Here is a 16,250-nt window from a genome sequence, read left to right as displayed (position 1 = left end):
GGACTTTGCTTCGAGCGCAAGTGTTTTGTCTTAAGCCAGGCCAGAGTTAAATTTCAGCATCTTGTAACCCCGATTCACCTTAGATTAAGCGGCTTCGCTAAAGATGACCTCAGACCTGCGCAGCCGTTTGTAGGTGCGATAGCGGTTGTACAAGTCCCGATTCGAGAAAAAGAATAGGGAAACCGCCTCCCACAAAAACACCCAGCCGCCGATGAAAAGCCCCTCGGTGAGCACCGAGGTCAATATGTTGATGTCGAAGGGTTCTGCCAGCCGAGCGAGCAAAAGCGTGCCCAAACCGGCGATGATGTACCGGGCGGTGCGAGTGTTGATCAGCCGAATTTCTTTTTTAAACAAATAGAGCTTAAAATCGACGCTGTTTTTCAGGCCCGCCCTGACATCCTTCTCCAGAGTTTCGCTGCGGGTGCCGGGGGGTAGCGTAAAACACACCTCGATCGCATATTTTGCCGGAATTTCGTCGGCGCTGCTCTCCAGGTAGAGCTGCAAATCTGGGTCGAGTTCTCGCCGCTTAAAGGGGGCTGGGTCCCACTCGCTAAAAATATCGGTGTAGTGGTCGAGGGCCACCTCGATCATGTAGGCGTTGTTGGTCGTATCGATCGCATAGATTTCGTCAAAAAGCTCGGTTTTTAGCGCCATGACAACCCCAGCTAGGCTAGCCAGCACTCACGTGAATGCGACAGTAACTTACGTTGTAGCCGAACGATGTAGGAAAGTGGTAAGAACGCTCAGGGCAGTGGTGAGGCCAGAGATTTGGGCACAGCCCAGAGCAGCGTGAGCGCGCGGGCGGCCATCAAACCGACTAACGCCAGCCAGAGCAGATGGGCGCTACCGACAGATTGAGCCAGGAAGGCCAGGGGCAAAAAGCCGACCCCAGCGGCTAGAACGGTGGCGTTGCGCAGCACCGAACCGGCAGTGAGGCCAAGGAAATAACCGTCGAGCATGTAGGCGATCGCCCCCAGCCCCAGCACTGGAATCAACCACAGCACATAGGTCTGCACCGTAGCGATCACCTCCTGGTGGACGGTCAGCAGACCAAACAGCGGCTGCGGAAACAGCACAAAGGCCAGCGCGAAGGATAGCCCCAGGGCAATGCTGGTGCATCCTCCCAGGGTCAACAGACGGCGCAGGTGAGTGCGATCGCCGCGGCCAAAATACCGACCCGCAAAGCTCTCGGTGGCAAAGGCAATGCCGTCGGATAAAGTAGGCCGACAGCGTTACCACCTGGAGCAAGAGGGTGTTGGCGGCCAGGGTTTGAGTGCCCAGGGCCGAGCTGAAGTTGGTGAACAGCGCAAAGCTCAGCACTAGCGCAAACGTGCGCACTAAAATATCGCGATTCAGCAAGAACAGGCCTTTGATCGCCTGCGGGTTCCACCCCTGGGGCAGCACCGCTCGCAGTTTTTGCCAACCGCCTTCTTTAATCAACAACCCCAACCCAACGGCTAGCGTCAGATACTGGCTCAGGGCGGTGCCCAGCCCGGCCCCGGCACTGGCCAGCCCCATCTGGTTGATGAACATGTAGTTGAAGACCACGTTGCTGCCGTTGCCCACCATCGACAGGGCAATCACCCGCCGCCCCTGCTCGCGGCCCAAAAACCAGCCCATCAGCACCAGGTTCAGCAGCACCGCTGGGGCATCCCAAATGCGGGCGTTGTAGAAGGCGATGCCCGCTGCTCTCACCTCAGGTTCACCGCTGAGTAGACCAAACCCCAGCTCGCGAATGGGGGCCTGGAACAGCAGAATGATCAGGCCGAAGCTGAGCGCGATCGCCCCGTTGCGCAGCAAAATCAGCCAAAGTTCCACGGCATCGCCGCGCCCCCGCGCCTGGGCCGCAGTGCCCGTGGTGCCCATGCGCAAAAAGCCAAAGCTCCAGTACACCACGTTAAAAATTACCGTCGCCAGGGCCACCCCACCCAGGTGGCGAATGTCGTCGAGGTGGCCCAAAAAGGCCGTATCGACCAGGGCCGCCAGCGGCACCATCAGGTTTGAGATGATATTGGCCACCGCCAGCTTCAAGAAGCTGGGCAAAAAGCGCGAAGCATCTACTTCGGCTGCCGAGGATGTTTGGGCAGTGGGGCCAGTATCAGGCATGGTATTTAAGGCAGAAAATTCGTCTTTTTGAGCAGGTACTGTAGCTCTACATCAGGAAACTCTGTATCTTTTCTGGGGTTGTCTACCATATCGGCAAAGAAATTTTGCATCAAGGCGGTAATGTTGCGATACTTTAGCACGCTGTCGACATAAAAATCGCCTAGTTTTATATCCCCATCAGCCTGTATCTGTTGAATATTTTCGAGTAAAATCAGAGAGATTTGATAGGGCTTTAACCCATCCTTAATACCATATTTGCTTATGATTTTGAGCCTGTCGCTCTCTGAGCATAAATCGTAGGATAAACGCATCAAATATCCTAGATTTCGCAGAACTTCTCCATAGTCATAAAGGGCGTTGCGATCAAAGAATGCTTTTTCTTTTTCGGTCAGGTCAAAACTTCGATCAAGGACCAGGCCAAAGTCGGTTAAATAGGTCTGTTCGCCGTCGGTCAGAGCATTAAAAAAATGGGCATCGAAGTGAATAATTCCTTTCGCGCTTAAAAAATCAATTGTTTTACGCAAATCGCACAATGGCTTTTGCAGTTTGTCTGGGTTGTCTCGCAGCCATTCGCCTAAAATGTAGGGTATGTGCTCCAGAAATAGCACTAGCTCACGGCTGGCGATCGCTCGGTCGAGCAGGTATTGTCCAGCATTTTCACTATTGCCCCAGCAGGCTACATAGCGCTGGAGCTGGTCGGCATCCACCTGCGATCGCAGCTCAGTCGATGGCAGAATTCGGTAGTGGTACATCAGAGGAAACATAGAATGCTCTCCTTCGAGTACCCAGTGAGTTGTTTTGATGTGGGTTATAAGCTCACGGAAAACTCCAATTCCTGTGGAGCCTAAGCCATAGTTGCAGTAAGTCGGTAAATCGTAGAGATTTCTGGTAGAAAACAGGTTGTTATATTCGAGATCGGTAACCGGAATCCGTTTCACAAAAACCTTTGATTGTCCAAAAACAAGGGTCTGGTTTACGCCCCAGCCCGAATTAGACGTGTTGGCCGCATTCGCCTCCAGTAAATGGCTCAGCTGAGCATTGTTCAGCTGAGCAATGCGTGAGCTGAGCTGGAAATACGCCTCCCTTCTGCGTTCGATAGCGTTTTGAGGCATTTTTAATGAAGGGCTATAGACTCGGCCAGGTCGGCGGGGCTGAGGTGGTCGTTGAGCACTTCGCCGTCTTTGAACCAGATGATGCGCTGGCTGGCGCGGGCTACGTCGGGCTCGTGGGTGACCATCACCACCGTAATACCAGCGGCGTGGAGATCGGCAAAGATACCGAGCACATCTTCAGTAGTGCGAGTATCGAGCGCCCCGGTCGGTTCGTCGGCCAGCAATAACAGGGGATTGTTGACGATCGCCCGCGCGATCGCCACCCGCTGCTGCTGCCCCCCCGAGAGCTGGGTGGGCTTGTTGTTGATGCGATCGCCTAGCCCCACCCGCACCAGCGCCTCCGTCGCCCGCTGGTGGCGCGCCTCGCTGCGCACGCCCGAGTAGATCATCGGCAGCTCGACATTTTCGCGCGCCGTCAGCTGGGGCAGCAGGTGAAACTGCTGAAACACAAAGCCAATTTTTTGATTGCGAATGTGGGCCAGGGCGTCGTCGTCGAGGGTGGCGACGTTCTGGTTGTCGAAAAAGTACTGCCCGGCGGTGGGGCGATCTAGGCAGCCGATCATGTTCATCGCCGTCGATTTGCCCGAACCCGACGGCCCCATGATGGCGCAGTATTCACCGGGGTAAATAGATAGATCCACATTCCACAGTGCCCGCACCTCGGTATTGCCCGAGCCGTAGACCTTTTGCAGCTGGCGAAACTCGATTAGAGGAGTAGGCATGACGTTACTGATGGGCATCCATGTAGGCTCGAAGCAACTGATTGATGCGGGTTTGATATCCCTGTCCTTGAGATTTAAACCAATCCAAAACATCGCTATCGATACGGAGCGTAACCTGAGCTTTGGATTTAGATGCAGGCAAACCGTGCCGCACAACGGCCTTAGCAAACATCTCTGGCGTTACTTCTGGACAATCTGACAAATCAATGTCTTCATCTGTCATGGCATCTAAGCGTTGCCAGTCAGTTTGAGAGTTGCTCAAAGTAGATTCGTTGTTCATATCTCGTTGCCTTTCTAGCAGAAATCAGGCGAATTCGATTTTCACGTTCGGTATGGACAACGGCAACCACCCGGCCTTGAAGTAAGCCGAAAGTGACAAACCGTTGCTCTCCGTAGCTGTAACGATCATCTTCTACAGTCAAGATATCGCCATCAAATAAGGCGGTAACGTCGGCAAAATCAACCCCATGCTTCTGCAAGTTGGAAAGGCGTTTGGCGTCGTCCCACGCAAAGTCCATGGATTGATAGTAGCAACGATGATCATCTGTAGTTACGCAATGTAGTTACAGCTTCGACTCATCCACTAGGCTAACGCAGGCCCGACTGCACCCGCCACAGACTGGCATAGAGGCCGTTTAACTCCAGCAGTTCCTCATGGCGGCCCTGCTCGACGATTTCGCCGTAGGCCATCACGTAGATGCGGTGGCAGTGGCGAATGGTGGAGAGGCGGTGGGCGATCGCAAGCGTCGTCCTCCCCTGGGTGATCACCGCCAGCGATCGCTGGATTGCCGCCTCGGTCTCGTTATCCACCGCCGAAGTGGCTTCATCCAGAACTAGAATTGGCGGGTCTTTGAGAATGGCGCGGGCGATCGCCAGCCGCTGCCGCTGCCCGCCCGAGAGCTTCTGGCCCCGTTCGCCCACAATGGTGTCGTAGCCCTGGGGCAGCTGCACAATAAACTCGTGGGCCTCGGCCAGCTTGGCCGCATGCAGAATTTGATCAAAGCTAGCGTCAAAGCTACCGTAGGCGATGTTCTCCGCCACCGTGCCCGAGAACAAAAACAAATCCTGACTGACCAGGCCGATGCAGCGGCGCAAATCCTGGGGCAGCAGGTCCTGAATCTCCTGCCCGTCGATCAAAATGCGGCCCTGCTGGGGCTGATAAAACCGCAGCAGCAGCTTAACCAGCGTGCTCTTGCCCGAGCCCGTCGCCCCCACTACCCCAATGCTCTGCCCAGCCGGAATGTGGAGAGAAAGATGCTTCAGAACGGGCTGCCGATCGCGGTAAGCAAACGTGACGTTCTCAAAACGCACATCCCCCTTGACCTGGTGCACCGGCAGCGGGTTGCGACCGGGGATCAGCTCAATCGGCTCATCCAGCAGGCCCAGCACCCGCCGCACCGAGGCCATCGCCCGCTGGTACTCATCCATAATTTCGCTCAGCTGGGTAAACGGCCACAGCAGCCGCTGCACAATAAACACCAAAAAGCCGTAGGTACCCGCCGACAGCGTGCCGTTGGCTACCGCCATACCGCCCAGAAACAGCATGGCGGTAAAGCCTACCAAAATCACAATTCGAATCAGCGGAATGAATGCAGCGCTAAGAGCGATCGCCCGACGGTTGCTGTAGCGGTAGGCATCGCTGTCCTGCCACACGCGATCGCGCTCATACCCCTCCGCTGTAAAGCTCTTGATTGTGGCAATACCCGACAGATTATTCGCTAACCGACCGCTAATTAGCCCCGCCTTATCGCGCACCTCCGCGTAGCGGGGAGCCAGCCGCCGCTGAAACGCGATCGACCCCCACAGCACAAACGGAATCGGCAGCATCGCCATCCACGACACCCCCGGTGCCAAAATCAAGAATGTCGCCCCCACCCAGATGACCGTGGTAAAAAACCGCAGCAGATTGTGCGCTCCGGTATTGAGAAACCGCTCCAGCTGATTAATGTCGTCATTGAGAATCGACAGCAAACTGCCCGTGCTGCGGTCCTCAAAGTAGCTGAGATCCTGGCTTTGCAGGTGACTATAGGTATCGATCCGCAAATCGTGCTGCAAATTTTGAGCCAGGTTGCGCCACAGCCGCGCGTAGATATACTCGCTCAGCGACTCCAGACTCCAAATCAAAAACGTCAGCCCCGACAACACCCCCAGCTGCCCCGCAATGCTCGTAATCCCTATCCGAGCAATCAGCGAACTTTGCTCATTCACCACCACATCAATGGCAATGCCGATCAGGTAAGGCGGAGCCAGATCAAAGATGGTGTTGAGAATAGAGTTTGCGATCGCCCCCCAGATCTGCGATCGGTAGTTGTGCCCGTAGCGCAGCAGTCGCTGTAGAGGATGGCGCACCGATTGAATACTGGCCATAGATGCCCTAACCGCAAAAGCTAAAGTGTAACTAACCCAAGATCGGTTTTGGACTGGCGATTTTGGATTGGCCCCCGTTTAGGATGAGCGTCAGAGGTGGAAGGTGGGCAGTGCCCACCCTACGATCGGCCTTTCATGTTCGTAAATGCGCTTCACCAAAGCCTCCCACCCATCAATTTGCAGGACAGAGGTTTAAACCGATGATCAGCCAATCCTTTCCGTTGGGTCCAGGGCGGCGGAACGGCCCTGGTCGACGGGGGTCTGGGGCCTGCGAAATGGCCCCAGCAGTAGATCTGGCTTTTGTTCCCAATTGTGCGCCGCTAAGCCTAGGCAAGATACTCAATGCGGTGCATTGCGGCCCCGAGATCTCAGGCCAGAGCATAGTAAAGTTCAAGCCGCGAATGCACCCTACAGCACTCGCAGCACACTCGCCACGCTGTGAATCTCAGCATAATCCCGCAGCTCATCCAGCGCCGTCTGAAACTTCGCCTCCGTCACCTCATGGCTCACAATCACAATCTCCGCCCGCGTCTCATGCTGCCCAATCTGCACAATCGACTCCAAACTCACCTGGTGGCGACCAAAACAAGTCCCTAGCTTGCCAATCACCCCCGGCGCATCCTCCGCCAGCAGCCGCACATAAAAGCGACTGACAATATCCGCCATCGGGCTAACCTTGCAGTAGTGCTGATGACTACAGGCCAGCAGCGGATTGGTCGCCTGAGGCGTCGTCCCCGCCCGCAGATTAGCCGCCAGATTTAGCAAATCAGACACCACCGCGCTCGCCGTCGGCCCTTCCCCGGCCCCCGGCCCAAAGAACATCACCTGTCCAATCGGTTCGCCCTCGATCAAAATCGCGTTGTAGACATCATTTACTGAGGCCAGGGGATGACTTACCGGCACCAGCGTCGGATGCACCCGCAGCTGCAGCTGATCCAGCGCCTGGTCTGAGCTTTCGTCAAACTCCCCTTCCCGACGGGCGATCGCCAGCAGCTTAATCACAAACCCCAGCCGCTCAGCGTAGGCAATATCCGCCGCCGTCACCTGACGAATGCCCTCGCTGTACACCTCCGACAGCTTAATTCGCCCCCCAAAAGCCAGCGACGCCAAAATCGCAATCTTATCCGCTGCATCCAGCCCGTCCACATCGGCACTGGGGTCAGCTTCGGCGTAGCCCAGCCGCTGGGCATCGGCCAAAATTGGCTCAAAGTCGCCCCCCTCCCGCTGCATGCGGGTGAGGATGTAGTTGGTGGTGCCGTTAATAATCCCCGTCACCGCGCGAATGCGGTTCACCCCCAGCGCCTGCTTCAAGGGCTGGATCACCGGAATCCCCCCCGCTACCGCCGCCTCCAGCAGCACGTAGACCCCCGCCTCGTTGGCGGCAGTAAAAATTTCGTCCCCGTAGCGAGCAATCACCGCCTTGTTGGCCGTCACCACGTGCTTACCCTGGGCAATAGCTTTGAGAATCAGCGATCGCGCCGGTTCCAGCCCCCCCATCACCTCCACCACCGCATCGATCGCGGGGTCGCTGACAATGCTCTCCAGGTCAGTGGTGAGGCGATCGCCCTCAATCGCCACCGATCGCGGCTTATCCAAACTCCGCACGCCCACCTTAGCCAGCTCAATCTGCCCCACCAGCGGGTGGCGATGGGCCGGGTCCAGCAAAATTTTGGCCGTTCCCGACCCCACCGTTCCCAGCCCCAGCAGCCCAACACGCATAACCAATGGCCTGAATTCCTTAACTGCGATCGCTATGCCCAATTGTAAAGGGATTGCTGCAAGGCAAAAAAAAGAAGGGCCAATTCGGCCCTTCTTTTTTACCTAACGTGTGACCTAGTAGGTTTCTACGTGCCAGCGGTGCTCTTTCTTCATCTGCTTGCGGAACTCAATCCAGTCGACCCCATGCTTGTTAGCCGCCACGGACATCCCTTCGTCGATGCCGTCTTCCATACCCTTCAGACCGCACATGTAGGTGTGGGTATTGGGCTTCTGCATCAGGTCCCACAGCTCATCAGCATGCTCAGCCACGCGGTGCTGAATGTACATGCGGCCACCCTCGGCATTTTGCTGCTCGCGGCTGATGGCGTAGGTAAGCCTGAAGTTATCGGGGTACTGCTCTACCATCTGCTCCAGCTCCTCTTTGTAGAGGATGTTGGGCGTGTAGGGCACCCCAAAGATCAGCCAGGCCATGCCCTTAAACTGGTACTCGGGGTTCTTCTGGCGCTCAGCGTCTTTGAACATGCGCCACAAATAGGCGCGGAAGGGAGCAATCCCCGTACCCGTCGCCAGCATGATGACGGTGGCCTCAGGGTCGTCGGGCAGCAGCATTTCCTTGCCCACCGGCCCGGTAATCTTCACATCAGCGCCGGGCTCGATGCCACAGAGGAAGGTGGAGCAGGTGCCGTAGACGGTTTCGCCCGTCTCGGGATGCTTGTACTCCAGCTGACGCACGCAGAGCGACACGGTTTTATCGTCCATATCGTCACCGTGGCGAGTCGAGGCGATGGAGTAGAGGCGCAGCTTGTGGGGCTTGCCTTTATCGTCGGTGCCATCGGGAATAATGCCGATACTCTGACCTTCTACATAGTGGAGATCCCCACCGGACAGGTCAAACTTAATGTGCTGCACAATCCCCGACCCCCCCTCTTGAACCAAAGGTTCGTTCGACAATACCTTGCCGACGTAGGGGCTGTTGGGCTTGTAGAGGTTAATGGGCACGCTCGCAGCGGCCTTGGGTGCGGCTTGAGTCATGGGCTTTTTGTTGGTTTGGGTTGGCGCGGTCTCTGCTGGGGCAGCAGCTTCGGCGGACGCAACCACGGGAGCCGTGATGGGCGTAGGCTCAGCAGCGTTAACGGTACCCACCTCTTCAATGGGTCGAATGCTGACAATCTTGCCGCCCATGCGGGTAATGCGCTGCATTTCCTGGTTCATACGGTCGTAGGGCACCGTGATGAAAACACTGCCACTCTTGCGAATGGGGTTATTCATCTGGTCGGTTTCTGCATTTTGGCGCAGGCCCTGCACTTCGTATAAAAACAAACGGCTTCCGGCCACAGTACTGGCGTTGCCGCCGCTCACACTTGGATTGTACATATCTAAAATTCAGTGACTCTCTAGACCCAACTAAGTGCGACGGAGGCACACCGTCATGACCCGTCGCATAACTTCTAATGCGCCTGCTCGACCAGCCGTAGGGCCAACCCAGAGACGGTGACATCAGAAATACTTTTAGCTTAGGGTATCACTGTAAGACGGTGTAATACTGAGGGTTGAGAGATATCGCAGACCGGGCGGCCTGCATCTAGCTCCGCATCCAGCCAATGCCCCAGTGAATGGTTGCACTCTATTACATCCTGCGGGAAAGATTGTGTTCTTTGCAGCAGTGAGCGTTAAGTTAATCTAAAAATCTCTCTTCAGGCTAAAACCCTCGACCGTGGCGGTCGAGCTGATCCCCACTAAAAACTGTTGTGAAGGATACTAGCTTCTGATAGGATGAAGCTACTCGCGGTAGAAATACTTATCCACTGAGCTGGCTCGATGCCATCGGCGGTTTGGGGAGGGTAGGAAGTGTCGACGCTTAGGCTGAGAGCCGGTTGGTCTTAGCTGCATGGGCGACGGTGGTTGGCATTTGAGGGGGCAGGTTCGCTTCTTCGGCTGAGCATCTTGGGCTTCACGGTCGCGACATTTACGGGTAATGTGCCGCTTGGGGCGATCGCCCTAGAGCATCGAGAAAAGGGCCAGACCAGAGCCACCTCTGAAGTCGATGAGTCCTTTGCTAGGTTGCAACGCTGGGTTCTATTTTTATAGAAGGTTGTTTAGAGGGAATTTATGATCAGCAAGCCAGACAAAGTAGTTCTAATTGGTGTCGCCGGCGACTCTGGGTGCGGCAAGTCTACGTTTCTACGACGACTGAGCGATTTGTTCGGCGCTGAGTTCATGACTGTCATCTGTCTCGATGACTATCACAGCCTCGATCGCAAGCAGCGCAAGGCGGCTGGGGTGACCGCCCTCAACCCCAAGGCCAACAACTTTGACCTCATGTATGAGCAGATCAAAGCGCTGAAAGAAGGCAACAGCATCGACAAGCCCATCTACAACCACGAGACCGGCGAACTCGACCCCCCCGAGCGGGTTGACCCCAATCGCATCGTCGTGATTGAAGGTCTGCACCCCCTCTACGACGAGCGCGTGCGCGAGCTGCTCGACTTCAGTGTTTACCTCGACATCAGCGACGAAGTCAAAATCGCCTGGAAGATTCAGCGCGACATGGCCGAGCGCGGCCACACCTACGAAGACGTGCTGGCCTCTATCAATGCCCGCCGCCCCGACTTTGAAGCCTACGTCGATATCCAAAAGCAGTACGCCGACGTTGTCATTCAAATTCTGCCCACCCAGCTAATTCCCAACGATGAGGAGAAGAAGGTGCTGCGGGTGCGACTCATGCAGCGCGAAGGTATCGAGGGCTTCGACCCCGTCTACCTGTTCGACGAAGGCTCGACCATCGACTGGATCCCCTGCGGGCGCAAGCTCACCTGCTCCTACCCCGGCATTCGCATGCACTACGGCCCCGACTCCTACTACGGGCACGAGGTCTCGGTGCTAGAGGTGGACGGCCAGTTCGATCGCCTCGAAGAGATGATCTACATCGAGAGCCACCTCAGCAACACCTCTACCAAGTACTACGGCGAAATGACCGAGCTGCTGCTCAAGCACCGCGAGTACCCCGGTTCTACCAACGGTAGCGGCCTGTTCCAGGTGCTGGTGGGGCTCAAAATGCGCGCCACCTACGAGCGCCTGACCGCCGCCAATCGCGAAGTGGCCACCACCGCATAACCGGCTACGTCAACCTATCTTGACGTAATGGCTTAGCTAAACCTGTCTGACTTAACCTGTCTGGCATAACTGGGAGAGGATATCCATGGCGATGTCCTCTCTTTTTATTTGCTATGGAACTCACGACTCCGGCCCTGCTGTTTCCGGCGATTTCGCTGCTGCTGCTGGCCTACACCAACCGCTTTTTAGTGCTGGCCCAGCTGATTCGCCAGCTCCACAGCTCTGAGCGCGACTATTTTGAGAGCATGGTGCAGCGCCAGATCTCGAATCTGCGCCAGCGCATTGCCCTGATTCGTCTGATGCAGGCCCTGGGCGTATCGAGCTTTATTGTTTGCACCCTGTCGATGCTGGGATTGTTTGTCAACCAACAGCAGCTGGCGGAAGTTTTATTTGGCCTCAGCCTGCTGCTGCTGGTAGCTTCACTGCTGACCTCGCTCTACGAAATTGCCATCAGCACCAGAGCGATTGAAGCAGAACTGGCCGATATCGACGCCAAGTGCCGCTACCCCAAAACCTAGACCAATAGGACAGCAGCATTTCCCTCACCGATCGAGCAAATCCGAGGGTTGAGCGGAGTCGAAACCCGGTGACTGAGCCAAGTCGAACTCCCGAGGGTTGAGCGGAGTCGAAACCCGCTGACTTCGACTCCACTCAGTCAGCGAGAGTCCAATGCTACTGGGTCTTCAGCGTCAGAGTTTGGTTGGGCTCAACTACGACCACCCGCTGGGCGGTGGTGTTGCCAATAATGGCCCCCGCCGCCGCACCGCCGAGAATGCTGCCGACGGATACCCGACCACTGAGAATGCCGCCCACAGCCGCCCCGCCTGCGGCCCCAATGCCAGCATCGGTCAGAATGGCCCCTGTGCTGGTTTCTCTGGGGTCTTTAATATCGCGCAGCAGCTCAGAAGCAGCGTTGACGGGGTAAACCTGGCTGCCGACTTCAACGGCGGTGGCAACGTAGCGTACCCCGCCCTCGGCAGGCTCAAACCGACCGCGAACAATCGCCCCCGCCGGAATACTGCGGCCGTTCAGGGTGGTGGCGGCCCCCACTCGCAGGGTTTGTTCGACGGTGGCGTTGGTGTTGAGGTAAAGAGTTTCGCTGTTGGGGGTTACCGCTTGAATGGGCGACGATACAAACAGCTGCGCCTGGGCAATAGGGGCCGGCACCAGAGCGCCGATAGGCATTACCGCTAAGGTGAGAGCCGCTAGGTGACTTACTTTCATCGCAATCTCCAGAAACGAAATTGAAGTTGTAGGGGTGCCTTGTTCGTGAAGCGGGCACAGAGACAGCGGGAATGATAGGTTAGTTAGGCCGATAAAGCCCGCGATCGCTTAAAGATTACCTCTTAAATGTGAAGACGGTCCGCTAATTGTGAAGACGGTCCGCTAATTCAAATGTTCCTGTCCAACTGCGACCTTTCTGCTATCTATGCAATCTACCGCTGAGTACATCTGTGCCTTTTGCGGCGAGCCCAACACCACATTTGTCGATCTCTCGGCTGGGCTAAGCCAGACCTATATCGAAGACTGCCAGGTGTGCTGTCGGCCCAACCAGCTCTACGTCACGGTAGATGATGTTTCGCTAGATATCGATATTGCCACAGACTTTGTGGAATAGCGCTGCCTGACTATGCCCGCCCTGCTGCTAACGCCGACTGCTGCCCTGAAGGCCCGACTCAACAAACTGCTGCAAACCTCTGCCGTAGAAATGGCGCTCATGGGGCTAATTTTGCTGTCGGTGGTGCTGATTTTTTTAGAAATTGCCGCTAGCCCGACTCGACCTGGCTACCAGCGACTGCTGCACCTGCAAGGGGCGCTAACGGCGATATTTTGGCTAGAGCTAGCCGTCCGGGGCTGGGCCGCCAACAACCGCTGGCGGTTTTTGCGCCTCTACTGGGTCGATATTCTAGCCGTGCTGCCGTTCCCGCTGCAGTTTCCCATTCTGCGGCTGCTGCGGCTGCTGCGACTGCTGCGAGCTACCGCGCTGCTGAACCGCAACCTGGCCCGCGTCTCCCCTACCCTGGCTTTGGGGCTGGGGTCTCAAATTGGCGTGCTGTCTACGATTGGGGTAATTGTGCTGATGGGGGCGCTGGGGCTCTACCTGCTGGAGTCGAGCAGCAACCCAGCCGCCGACACGCTGACTAAAACCTTTTGGTGGAGTCTGTTTACCCTGGTGGCCTCCGAGCCAATTGGGGCCGAGCCCGAAACGCTGCTGGGGCGACTGCTGATTCTGACCTTAATGCTGGGCGGCCTGACCTTATTTGCGGTTGTGACGGGCCTGGTCTCTGCAATTATGGTGCAACGGCTGCGTTTTGCAATGGAGTTTCGCACCATGGAACTGGATGAACTGGCGGGCCACACGGTGATCTGCGGCTGGAACCGCAACGGTGCCCACGTCGTCGAAGAAATGCTGTTTGACCCCGACATGCGGCACAGCGCCATTGTGGTCGTGGCCGAGTTTACCGAGACCCCCGAACAAGAGCTGCAGCACCTCAACCTATCAAAGCTGTATTTCCACTCCGCCGACTATACGCGCATGGACGTACTGCGAACCGTGGGTATCGTCCACGCGTCGCGGGCTATTTTGCTGGCCGACACCTCGCGATCGCGCAGCGATCAAGACATCGACGCCCGCACGGTGCTGGCCGCCCTCACCATCGAAAAACTCAACCCAGCGATCTACACCTGTGCCCAACTGCTCGATCGCATCAACGACATCGAGCTTAAAGCCGCTGGAGTCGACGATGTGATCGTAGCCGACGAAATTACCAGCCACATCATTGCCACCTCGGCCCGCGCCCAGGGATCGGTCGACGTGCTGGCAGAACTGCTTACGGTGCAGGTGGGCAACCAAATTTACAAAGTTCCGGTTCCCCCCAGCTGGGTCGATTTACCCTTTTGGCAGGCGGTAGACCGCATGAAGCAGCGACAAGATGCTCTGCCCATCGCCGTAGAGGTGAGCCAACCCAAGCGTCATACCCTGGTCAACCCTCCCGCTAACTACCGATTGGCCGCAAAAGACCAGCTGGTGGTTATTGCCCGCAAAATGCCTGCGGTGCTTGAAGACTAAAAAGCCCCGTCTGTCAGCAAACGGGGCGAAGACACTATAGGCCAATCTGACTAACAGAACAGCCCATTTTAGAAGCTCAGCTGGGCCAACATGTTAAAGATGAAGATGTCAGGGTTGTTGCTGAAGTTGTTAGCTTGCTGGATCCAGTAAACCGAGGGCATAAAGGCAATGTTTCGGCTCAGCGGATAGCGGTAGGAAAACTCTAACTCCTGCTGCCGTCCGCCATTGCCATACCCCGAAGCCAGAAACTGCTCTCCGTTCAAGACGCTAAAGGGCACCAGGTAGGAGATTGTCGCCAGTGATCCTTCCTTAAGTAAGTTAGGAAAGGCAAGCCCAAGCTGGAAGGACTGGGAGTCGATACTGCCAATCCCCGATCGGCTAATGGCAGATGTTAAGTTGACGCTCCCGTAGCTATAGCGGCCGAAGATACCAAGCCAGTTCAGGGGTGTCCAGTCGAAATTCACCAGAAAGGTGTCAGCCGGAGCATTGGTCAACGGGCCGCCAGCACCATCGTCGGCCAGACCGTAAATCGGTTCACTAAAGGTACCGCCAATCAGCCCAAAACTATTGGGCATCAGGTTAGATCGGGTATACAAGAACCGTAGATTCAAGTTGTCAAAGGGCCTGATGCCAATCTGGCCAGTAAGGGTGCTGGTGCCGCCAAACAAGCCAATGCTGGGGTCACTAGGGGCTTTATTGCCACCGATAAACTCGGTATTTTCGGCTAGATAGCCGACGCGAATATCGAGCCAGTCAGCCACGTCCCAGACCACAATCGCACCTGTGCCCCGGTCTACGGCGTTGACCTGGGTGCCGCCACTGGAGTTAAAGCTGTTGGCTCCGGTTAAGAAGAAGGTGTAGCGGTTGTTGTCGAAGTAGGCGTACCAGTTAATTCGGGGGCCGATATCAATGGTCAATCGGTCCCCGACCGGGAAGGCATAGCTCAGCTCTCGGATGAACACGCTAAAGTCTCGCCCGGCAGGTACACCACCCTGGTTTACAAAAGTTGTACCAAAGGTGTTAAAAAGACCCGCCGAGCCATAGAGGTTGGCAGGTCCGGTACCAGCACCGGACAATAGCTGCAGCTTAAGGCGATCGGACCCACTGAAGGAGGTATCCAGGTTGAGCCAGACCAGGTTAGTGGTGCTGAGAGCAGGGTCGCGAGTGACAGTACGCACCACGCCACGAGGATTAGGGTCGAATATGCTGCGACCCTCAGCCAAAATATCGCCGTTGGTGAAACCGCCGCCCAGGTTGGAAAATACCTGCCCCCGCAGCTTGGTGACGGTGGAAAACTGCTGGGCGCGCAGTTCTGCCGTTTCGGCCTCTAGCTGATCGACTCGTCCGCGTAGGGAGGTCAGTTCAGCGGCAAACTCTTCTTGCAGGCGGCTAATAACCGCCAGGTCTTCCTCTGAAACGCCTGTGCCTAGGGTGCTGACAATCACATCCAGGCAGGCGTTGAGGCCAGCGGCAAACTCAAAGCGGGTGAGGGAGCGCTGCCCTCGAAAGGTGCTGTCGGGGTAGCCCTGAATGCAGCCATAGCTTTCGACCAGATTGCTCAGCGCCTGAAAGGCCCAGTCGGAGGGCTGTACATCTGAAAAGTCGCTGACCTGGGTGACTTGAGCCAGGCCGTCGGCGGCTACCGGCTGTACCGTGGCGTCGTCAGCTAAGCTGGCTTCGAGATCGTCAACGCGAAGCATGCCGGGGGCCTCTGGCTCGATCGCGGGCAGGGAGTCAGCCGCCAGCAGCAAATTCGGTAGCGTGGCCGCCTGGGGGGCAGTTTCAGCGATCGCTAGCCCTCCATCCGCCGCTTCCCCATTCTCGGCGATAGGTTCAAAAGCAGCGGCGATCGCGGCCTCGGCCTCGCTGCCCTCTTCCAGCGGTTCAGCCGCAGGGGCACTGGCGATCGCCGCCGTGGTTGACAGCAGCAGCACCGCAGCCGCCACCAGGCTGCGCCCACAGCTCTCTAAACAGAGGCGCGCCGCAGCCCGCCCAAACAAAACGTTCACCATCAATCTTCCTCACACCTAAACACATCCA

15 protein-coding genes and 1 pseudogene are annotated in these 16,250 nt (G+C 56.6%); 4 read left to right on the top strand and 12 right to left on the bottom strand.

Features of this window, described 5'->3' with window-relative positions; translation table 11 throughout:
• Positions 1–84: 84 nt before the first annotated feature.
• The 10 genes and pseudogenes from ACQ4N7_RS20745 to petH all read right to left on the bottom strand — a co-directional run bounded on the left by ACQ4N7_RS20745 (position 85) and on the right by petH (position 9,400).
• On the bottom strand, positions 85–654 hold the full coding sequence (locus ACQ4N7_RS20745; protein WP_430713397.1) for a hypothetical protein: 570 nt from the start codon (positions 652–654) through the stop codon (positions 85–87).
• A gap of 89 nt (positions 655–743) precedes the next feature.
• Positions 744–1,205 carry an MATE family efflux transporter gene (locus ACQ4N7_RS20740; protein WP_430713434.1) on the bottom strand — a complete coding sequence of 154 codons (462 nt, stop codon included), beginning with the start codon at positions 1,203–1,205 and terminating at the stop codon, positions 744–746.
• Between the two features lie 73 nt (positions 1,206–1,278).
• Positions 1,279–1,995, bottom strand: a pseudogene (locus ACQ4N7_RS20735) (MATE family efflux transporter); the annotation flags it as partial.
• Positions 1,996–2,111: 116 nt separating this feature from the next.
• On the bottom strand, positions 2,112–3,218 hold the full coding sequence (locus ACQ4N7_RS20730; RefSeq protein WP_430713396.1) for a hypothetical protein: 1,107 nt from the start codon (positions 3,216–3,218) through the stop codon (positions 2,112–2,114).
• 2 nt (positions 3,219–3,220) lie between these two features.
• Complete coding sequence (locus ACQ4N7_RS20725) at positions 3,221–3,940, bottom strand: ABC transporter ATP-binding protein (RefSeq protein ID WP_430713395.1); 720 nt, start codon at positions 3,938–3,940, stop codon at positions 3,221–3,223.
• Positions 3,941–3,944: 4 nt separating this feature from the next.
• Entirely contained in the window at positions 3,945–4,220 is a 276-nt protein-coding gene (locus ACQ4N7_RS20720) for a BrnA antitoxin family protein (protein WP_430713394.1), read from the bottom strand.
• A complete protein-coding gene (locus tag ACQ4N7_RS20715) occupies positions 4,183–4,458 on the bottom strand; it encodes a BrnT family toxin (protein ID WP_430713393.1) in 276 nt (91 codons plus the stop codon). The genes ACQ4N7_RS20720 and ACQ4N7_RS20715 overlap by 38 nt, the downstream gene beginning before the upstream one ends.
• Positions 4,459–4,528: 70 nt before the next feature.
• On the bottom strand, positions 4,529–6,307 hold the full coding sequence (locus ACQ4N7_RS20710; protein WP_430713392.1) for an ABC transporter ATP-binding protein: 1,779 nt from the start codon (positions 6,305–6,307) through the stop codon (positions 4,529–4,531).
• Between the two features lie 408 nt (positions 6,308–6,715).
• The gene (locus ACQ4N7_RS20705) at positions 6,716–8,026 is read right to left on the bottom strand and encodes a homoserine dehydrogenase (protein WP_430713391.1); all 1,311 of its coding nucleotides are present in this window, start codon (positions 8,024–8,026) and stop codon (positions 6,716–6,718) included.
• A 114-nt stretch (positions 8,027–8,140) separates the two neighbouring features.
• Positions 8,141–9,400: a ferredoxin--NADP reductase gene (gene petH, locus ACQ4N7_RS20700; RefSeq protein ID WP_430713390.1), complete on the bottom strand. Its 1,260-nt coding sequence runs from the start codon at positions 9,398–9,400 to the stop codon at positions 8,141–8,143.
• Positions 9,401–10,135: 735 nt separating this feature from the next.
• On the opposite strand from petH, the gene ACQ4N7_RS20695 reads away from it, so the two are divergent.
• Both ACQ4N7_RS20695 and ACQ4N7_RS20690 read left to right on the top strand, forming a co-directional pair.
• Positions 10,136–11,140, top strand: coding sequence for a phosphoribulokinase (locus ACQ4N7_RS20695; RefSeq protein ID WP_430713389.1), 1,005 nt, complete (start codon positions 10,136–10,138; stop codon positions 11,138–11,140).
• 113 nt (positions 11,141–11,253) lie between these two features.
• The gene (locus ACQ4N7_RS20690; RefSeq protein ID WP_430713388.1) at positions 11,254–11,658 is read left to right on the top strand and encodes a DUF2721 domain-containing protein; all 405 of its coding nucleotides are present in this window, start codon (positions 11,254–11,256) and stop codon (positions 11,656–11,658) included.
• A gap of 154 nt (positions 11,659–11,812) precedes the next feature.
• Here ACQ4N7_RS20690 and ACQ4N7_RS20685 read toward each other — a convergent pair whose 3' ends face one another.
• Complete coding sequence (locus ACQ4N7_RS20685) at positions 11,813–12,364, bottom strand: hypothetical protein (protein WP_430713387.1); 552 nt, start codon at positions 12,362–12,364, stop codon at positions 11,813–11,815.
• 205 nt (positions 12,365–12,569) lie between these two features.
• Here ACQ4N7_RS20685 and ACQ4N7_RS20680 point away from each other — a divergent pair, with 205 nt between their 5' ends.
• Positions 12,570–12,758, top strand: coding sequence for a CPXCG motif-containing cysteine-rich protein (locus ACQ4N7_RS20680; protein WP_430713386.1), 189 nt, complete (start codon positions 12,570–12,572; stop codon positions 12,756–12,758).
• Positions 12,759–12,770: 12 nt separating this feature from the next.
• On the top strand, positions 12,771–14,210 hold the full coding sequence (locus tag ACQ4N7_RS20675; protein ID WP_430713385.1) for an ion transporter: 1,440 nt from the start codon (positions 12,771–12,773) through the stop codon (positions 14,208–14,210).
• A 68-nt stretch (positions 14,211–14,278) separates the two neighbouring features.
• Here ACQ4N7_RS20675 and ACQ4N7_RS20670 read toward each other — a convergent pair whose 3' ends face one another.
• Positions 14,279–16,222: an iron uptake porin gene (locus ACQ4N7_RS20670; RefSeq protein WP_430713384.1), complete on the bottom strand. Its 1,944-nt coding sequence runs from the start codon at positions 16,220–16,222 to the stop codon at positions 14,279–14,281.
• Positions 16,223–16,250: the final 28 nt, after the last annotated feature.

This window comes from Nodosilinea sp. AN01ver1 (genome assembly GCF_050565655.1).
In the GTDB taxonomy this organism is placed as follows: domain Bacteria; phylum Cyanobacteriota; class Cyanobacteriia; order Phormidesmidales; family Phormidesmidaceae; genus Nodosilinea.
The sequence above is the reverse complement of the archived record's forward strand: the minus strand, read 5'-3'. Positions and strand labels throughout refer to the sequence as shown.

Excerpts from the sequence above, each read along its gene's own strand:
- ACQ4N7_RS20745 (WP_430713397.1), bottom strand. The coding sequence starts at position 654 with ATGGCGCTAAAAACCGAGCTTTTTGACGAAATCTATGCGATCGATACG.
- ACQ4N7_RS20730 (WP_430713396.1), bottom strand. The coding sequence starts at position 3,218 with ATGCCTCAAAACGCTATCGAACGCAGAAGGGAGGCGTATTTCCAGCTC.
- ACQ4N7_RS20725 (WP_430713395.1), bottom strand. The coding sequence starts at position 3,940 with ATGCCTACTCCTCTAATCGAGTTTCGCCAGCTGCAAAAGGTCTACGGC.
- ACQ4N7_RS20720 (WP_430713394.1), bottom strand. The coding sequence starts at position 4,220 with ATGAACAACGAATCTACTTTGAGCAACTCTCAAACTGACTGGCAACGC.
- ACQ4N7_RS20715 (WP_430713393.1), bottom strand. The coding sequence starts at position 4,458 with ATGGACTTTGCGTGGGACGACGCCAAACGCCTTTCCAACTTGCAGAAG.
- ACQ4N7_RS20710 (WP_430713392.1), bottom strand. The coding sequence starts at position 6,307 with ATGGCCAGTATTCAATCGGTGCGCCATCCTCTACAGCGACTGCTGCGC.
- ACQ4N7_RS20705 (WP_430713391.1), bottom strand. The coding sequence starts at position 8,026 with ATGCGTGTTGGGCTGCTGGGGCTGGGAACGGTGGGGTCGGGAACGGCC.
- petH (WP_430713390.1), bottom strand. The coding sequence starts at position 9,400 with ATGTACAATCCAAGTGTGAGCGGCGGCAACGCCAGTACTGTGGCCGGA.
- ACQ4N7_RS20695 (WP_430713389.1), top strand. The coding sequence starts at position 10,136 with ATGATCAGCAAGCCAGACAAAGTAGTTCTAATTGGTGTCGCCGGCGAC.
- ACQ4N7_RS20690 (WP_430713388.1), top strand. The coding sequence starts at position 11,254 with ATGGAACTCACGACTCCGGCCCTGCTGTTTCCGGCGATTTCGCTGCTG.
- ACQ4N7_RS20685 (WP_430713387.1), bottom strand. The coding sequence starts at position 12,364 with ATGAAAGTAAGTCACCTAGCGGCTCTCACCTTAGCGGTAATGCCTATC.
- ACQ4N7_RS20680 (WP_430713386.1), top strand. The coding sequence starts at position 12,570 with ATGCAATCTACCGCTGAGTACATCTGTGCCTTTTGCGGCGAGCCCAAC.
- ACQ4N7_RS20675 (WP_430713385.1), top strand. The coding sequence starts at position 12,771 with ATGCCCGCCCTGCTGCTAACGCCGACTGCTGCCCTGAAGGCCCGACTC.
- ACQ4N7_RS20670 (WP_430713384.1), bottom strand. The coding sequence starts at position 16,222 with ATGGTGAACGTTTTGTTTGGGCGGGCTGCGGCGCGCCTCTGTTTAGAG.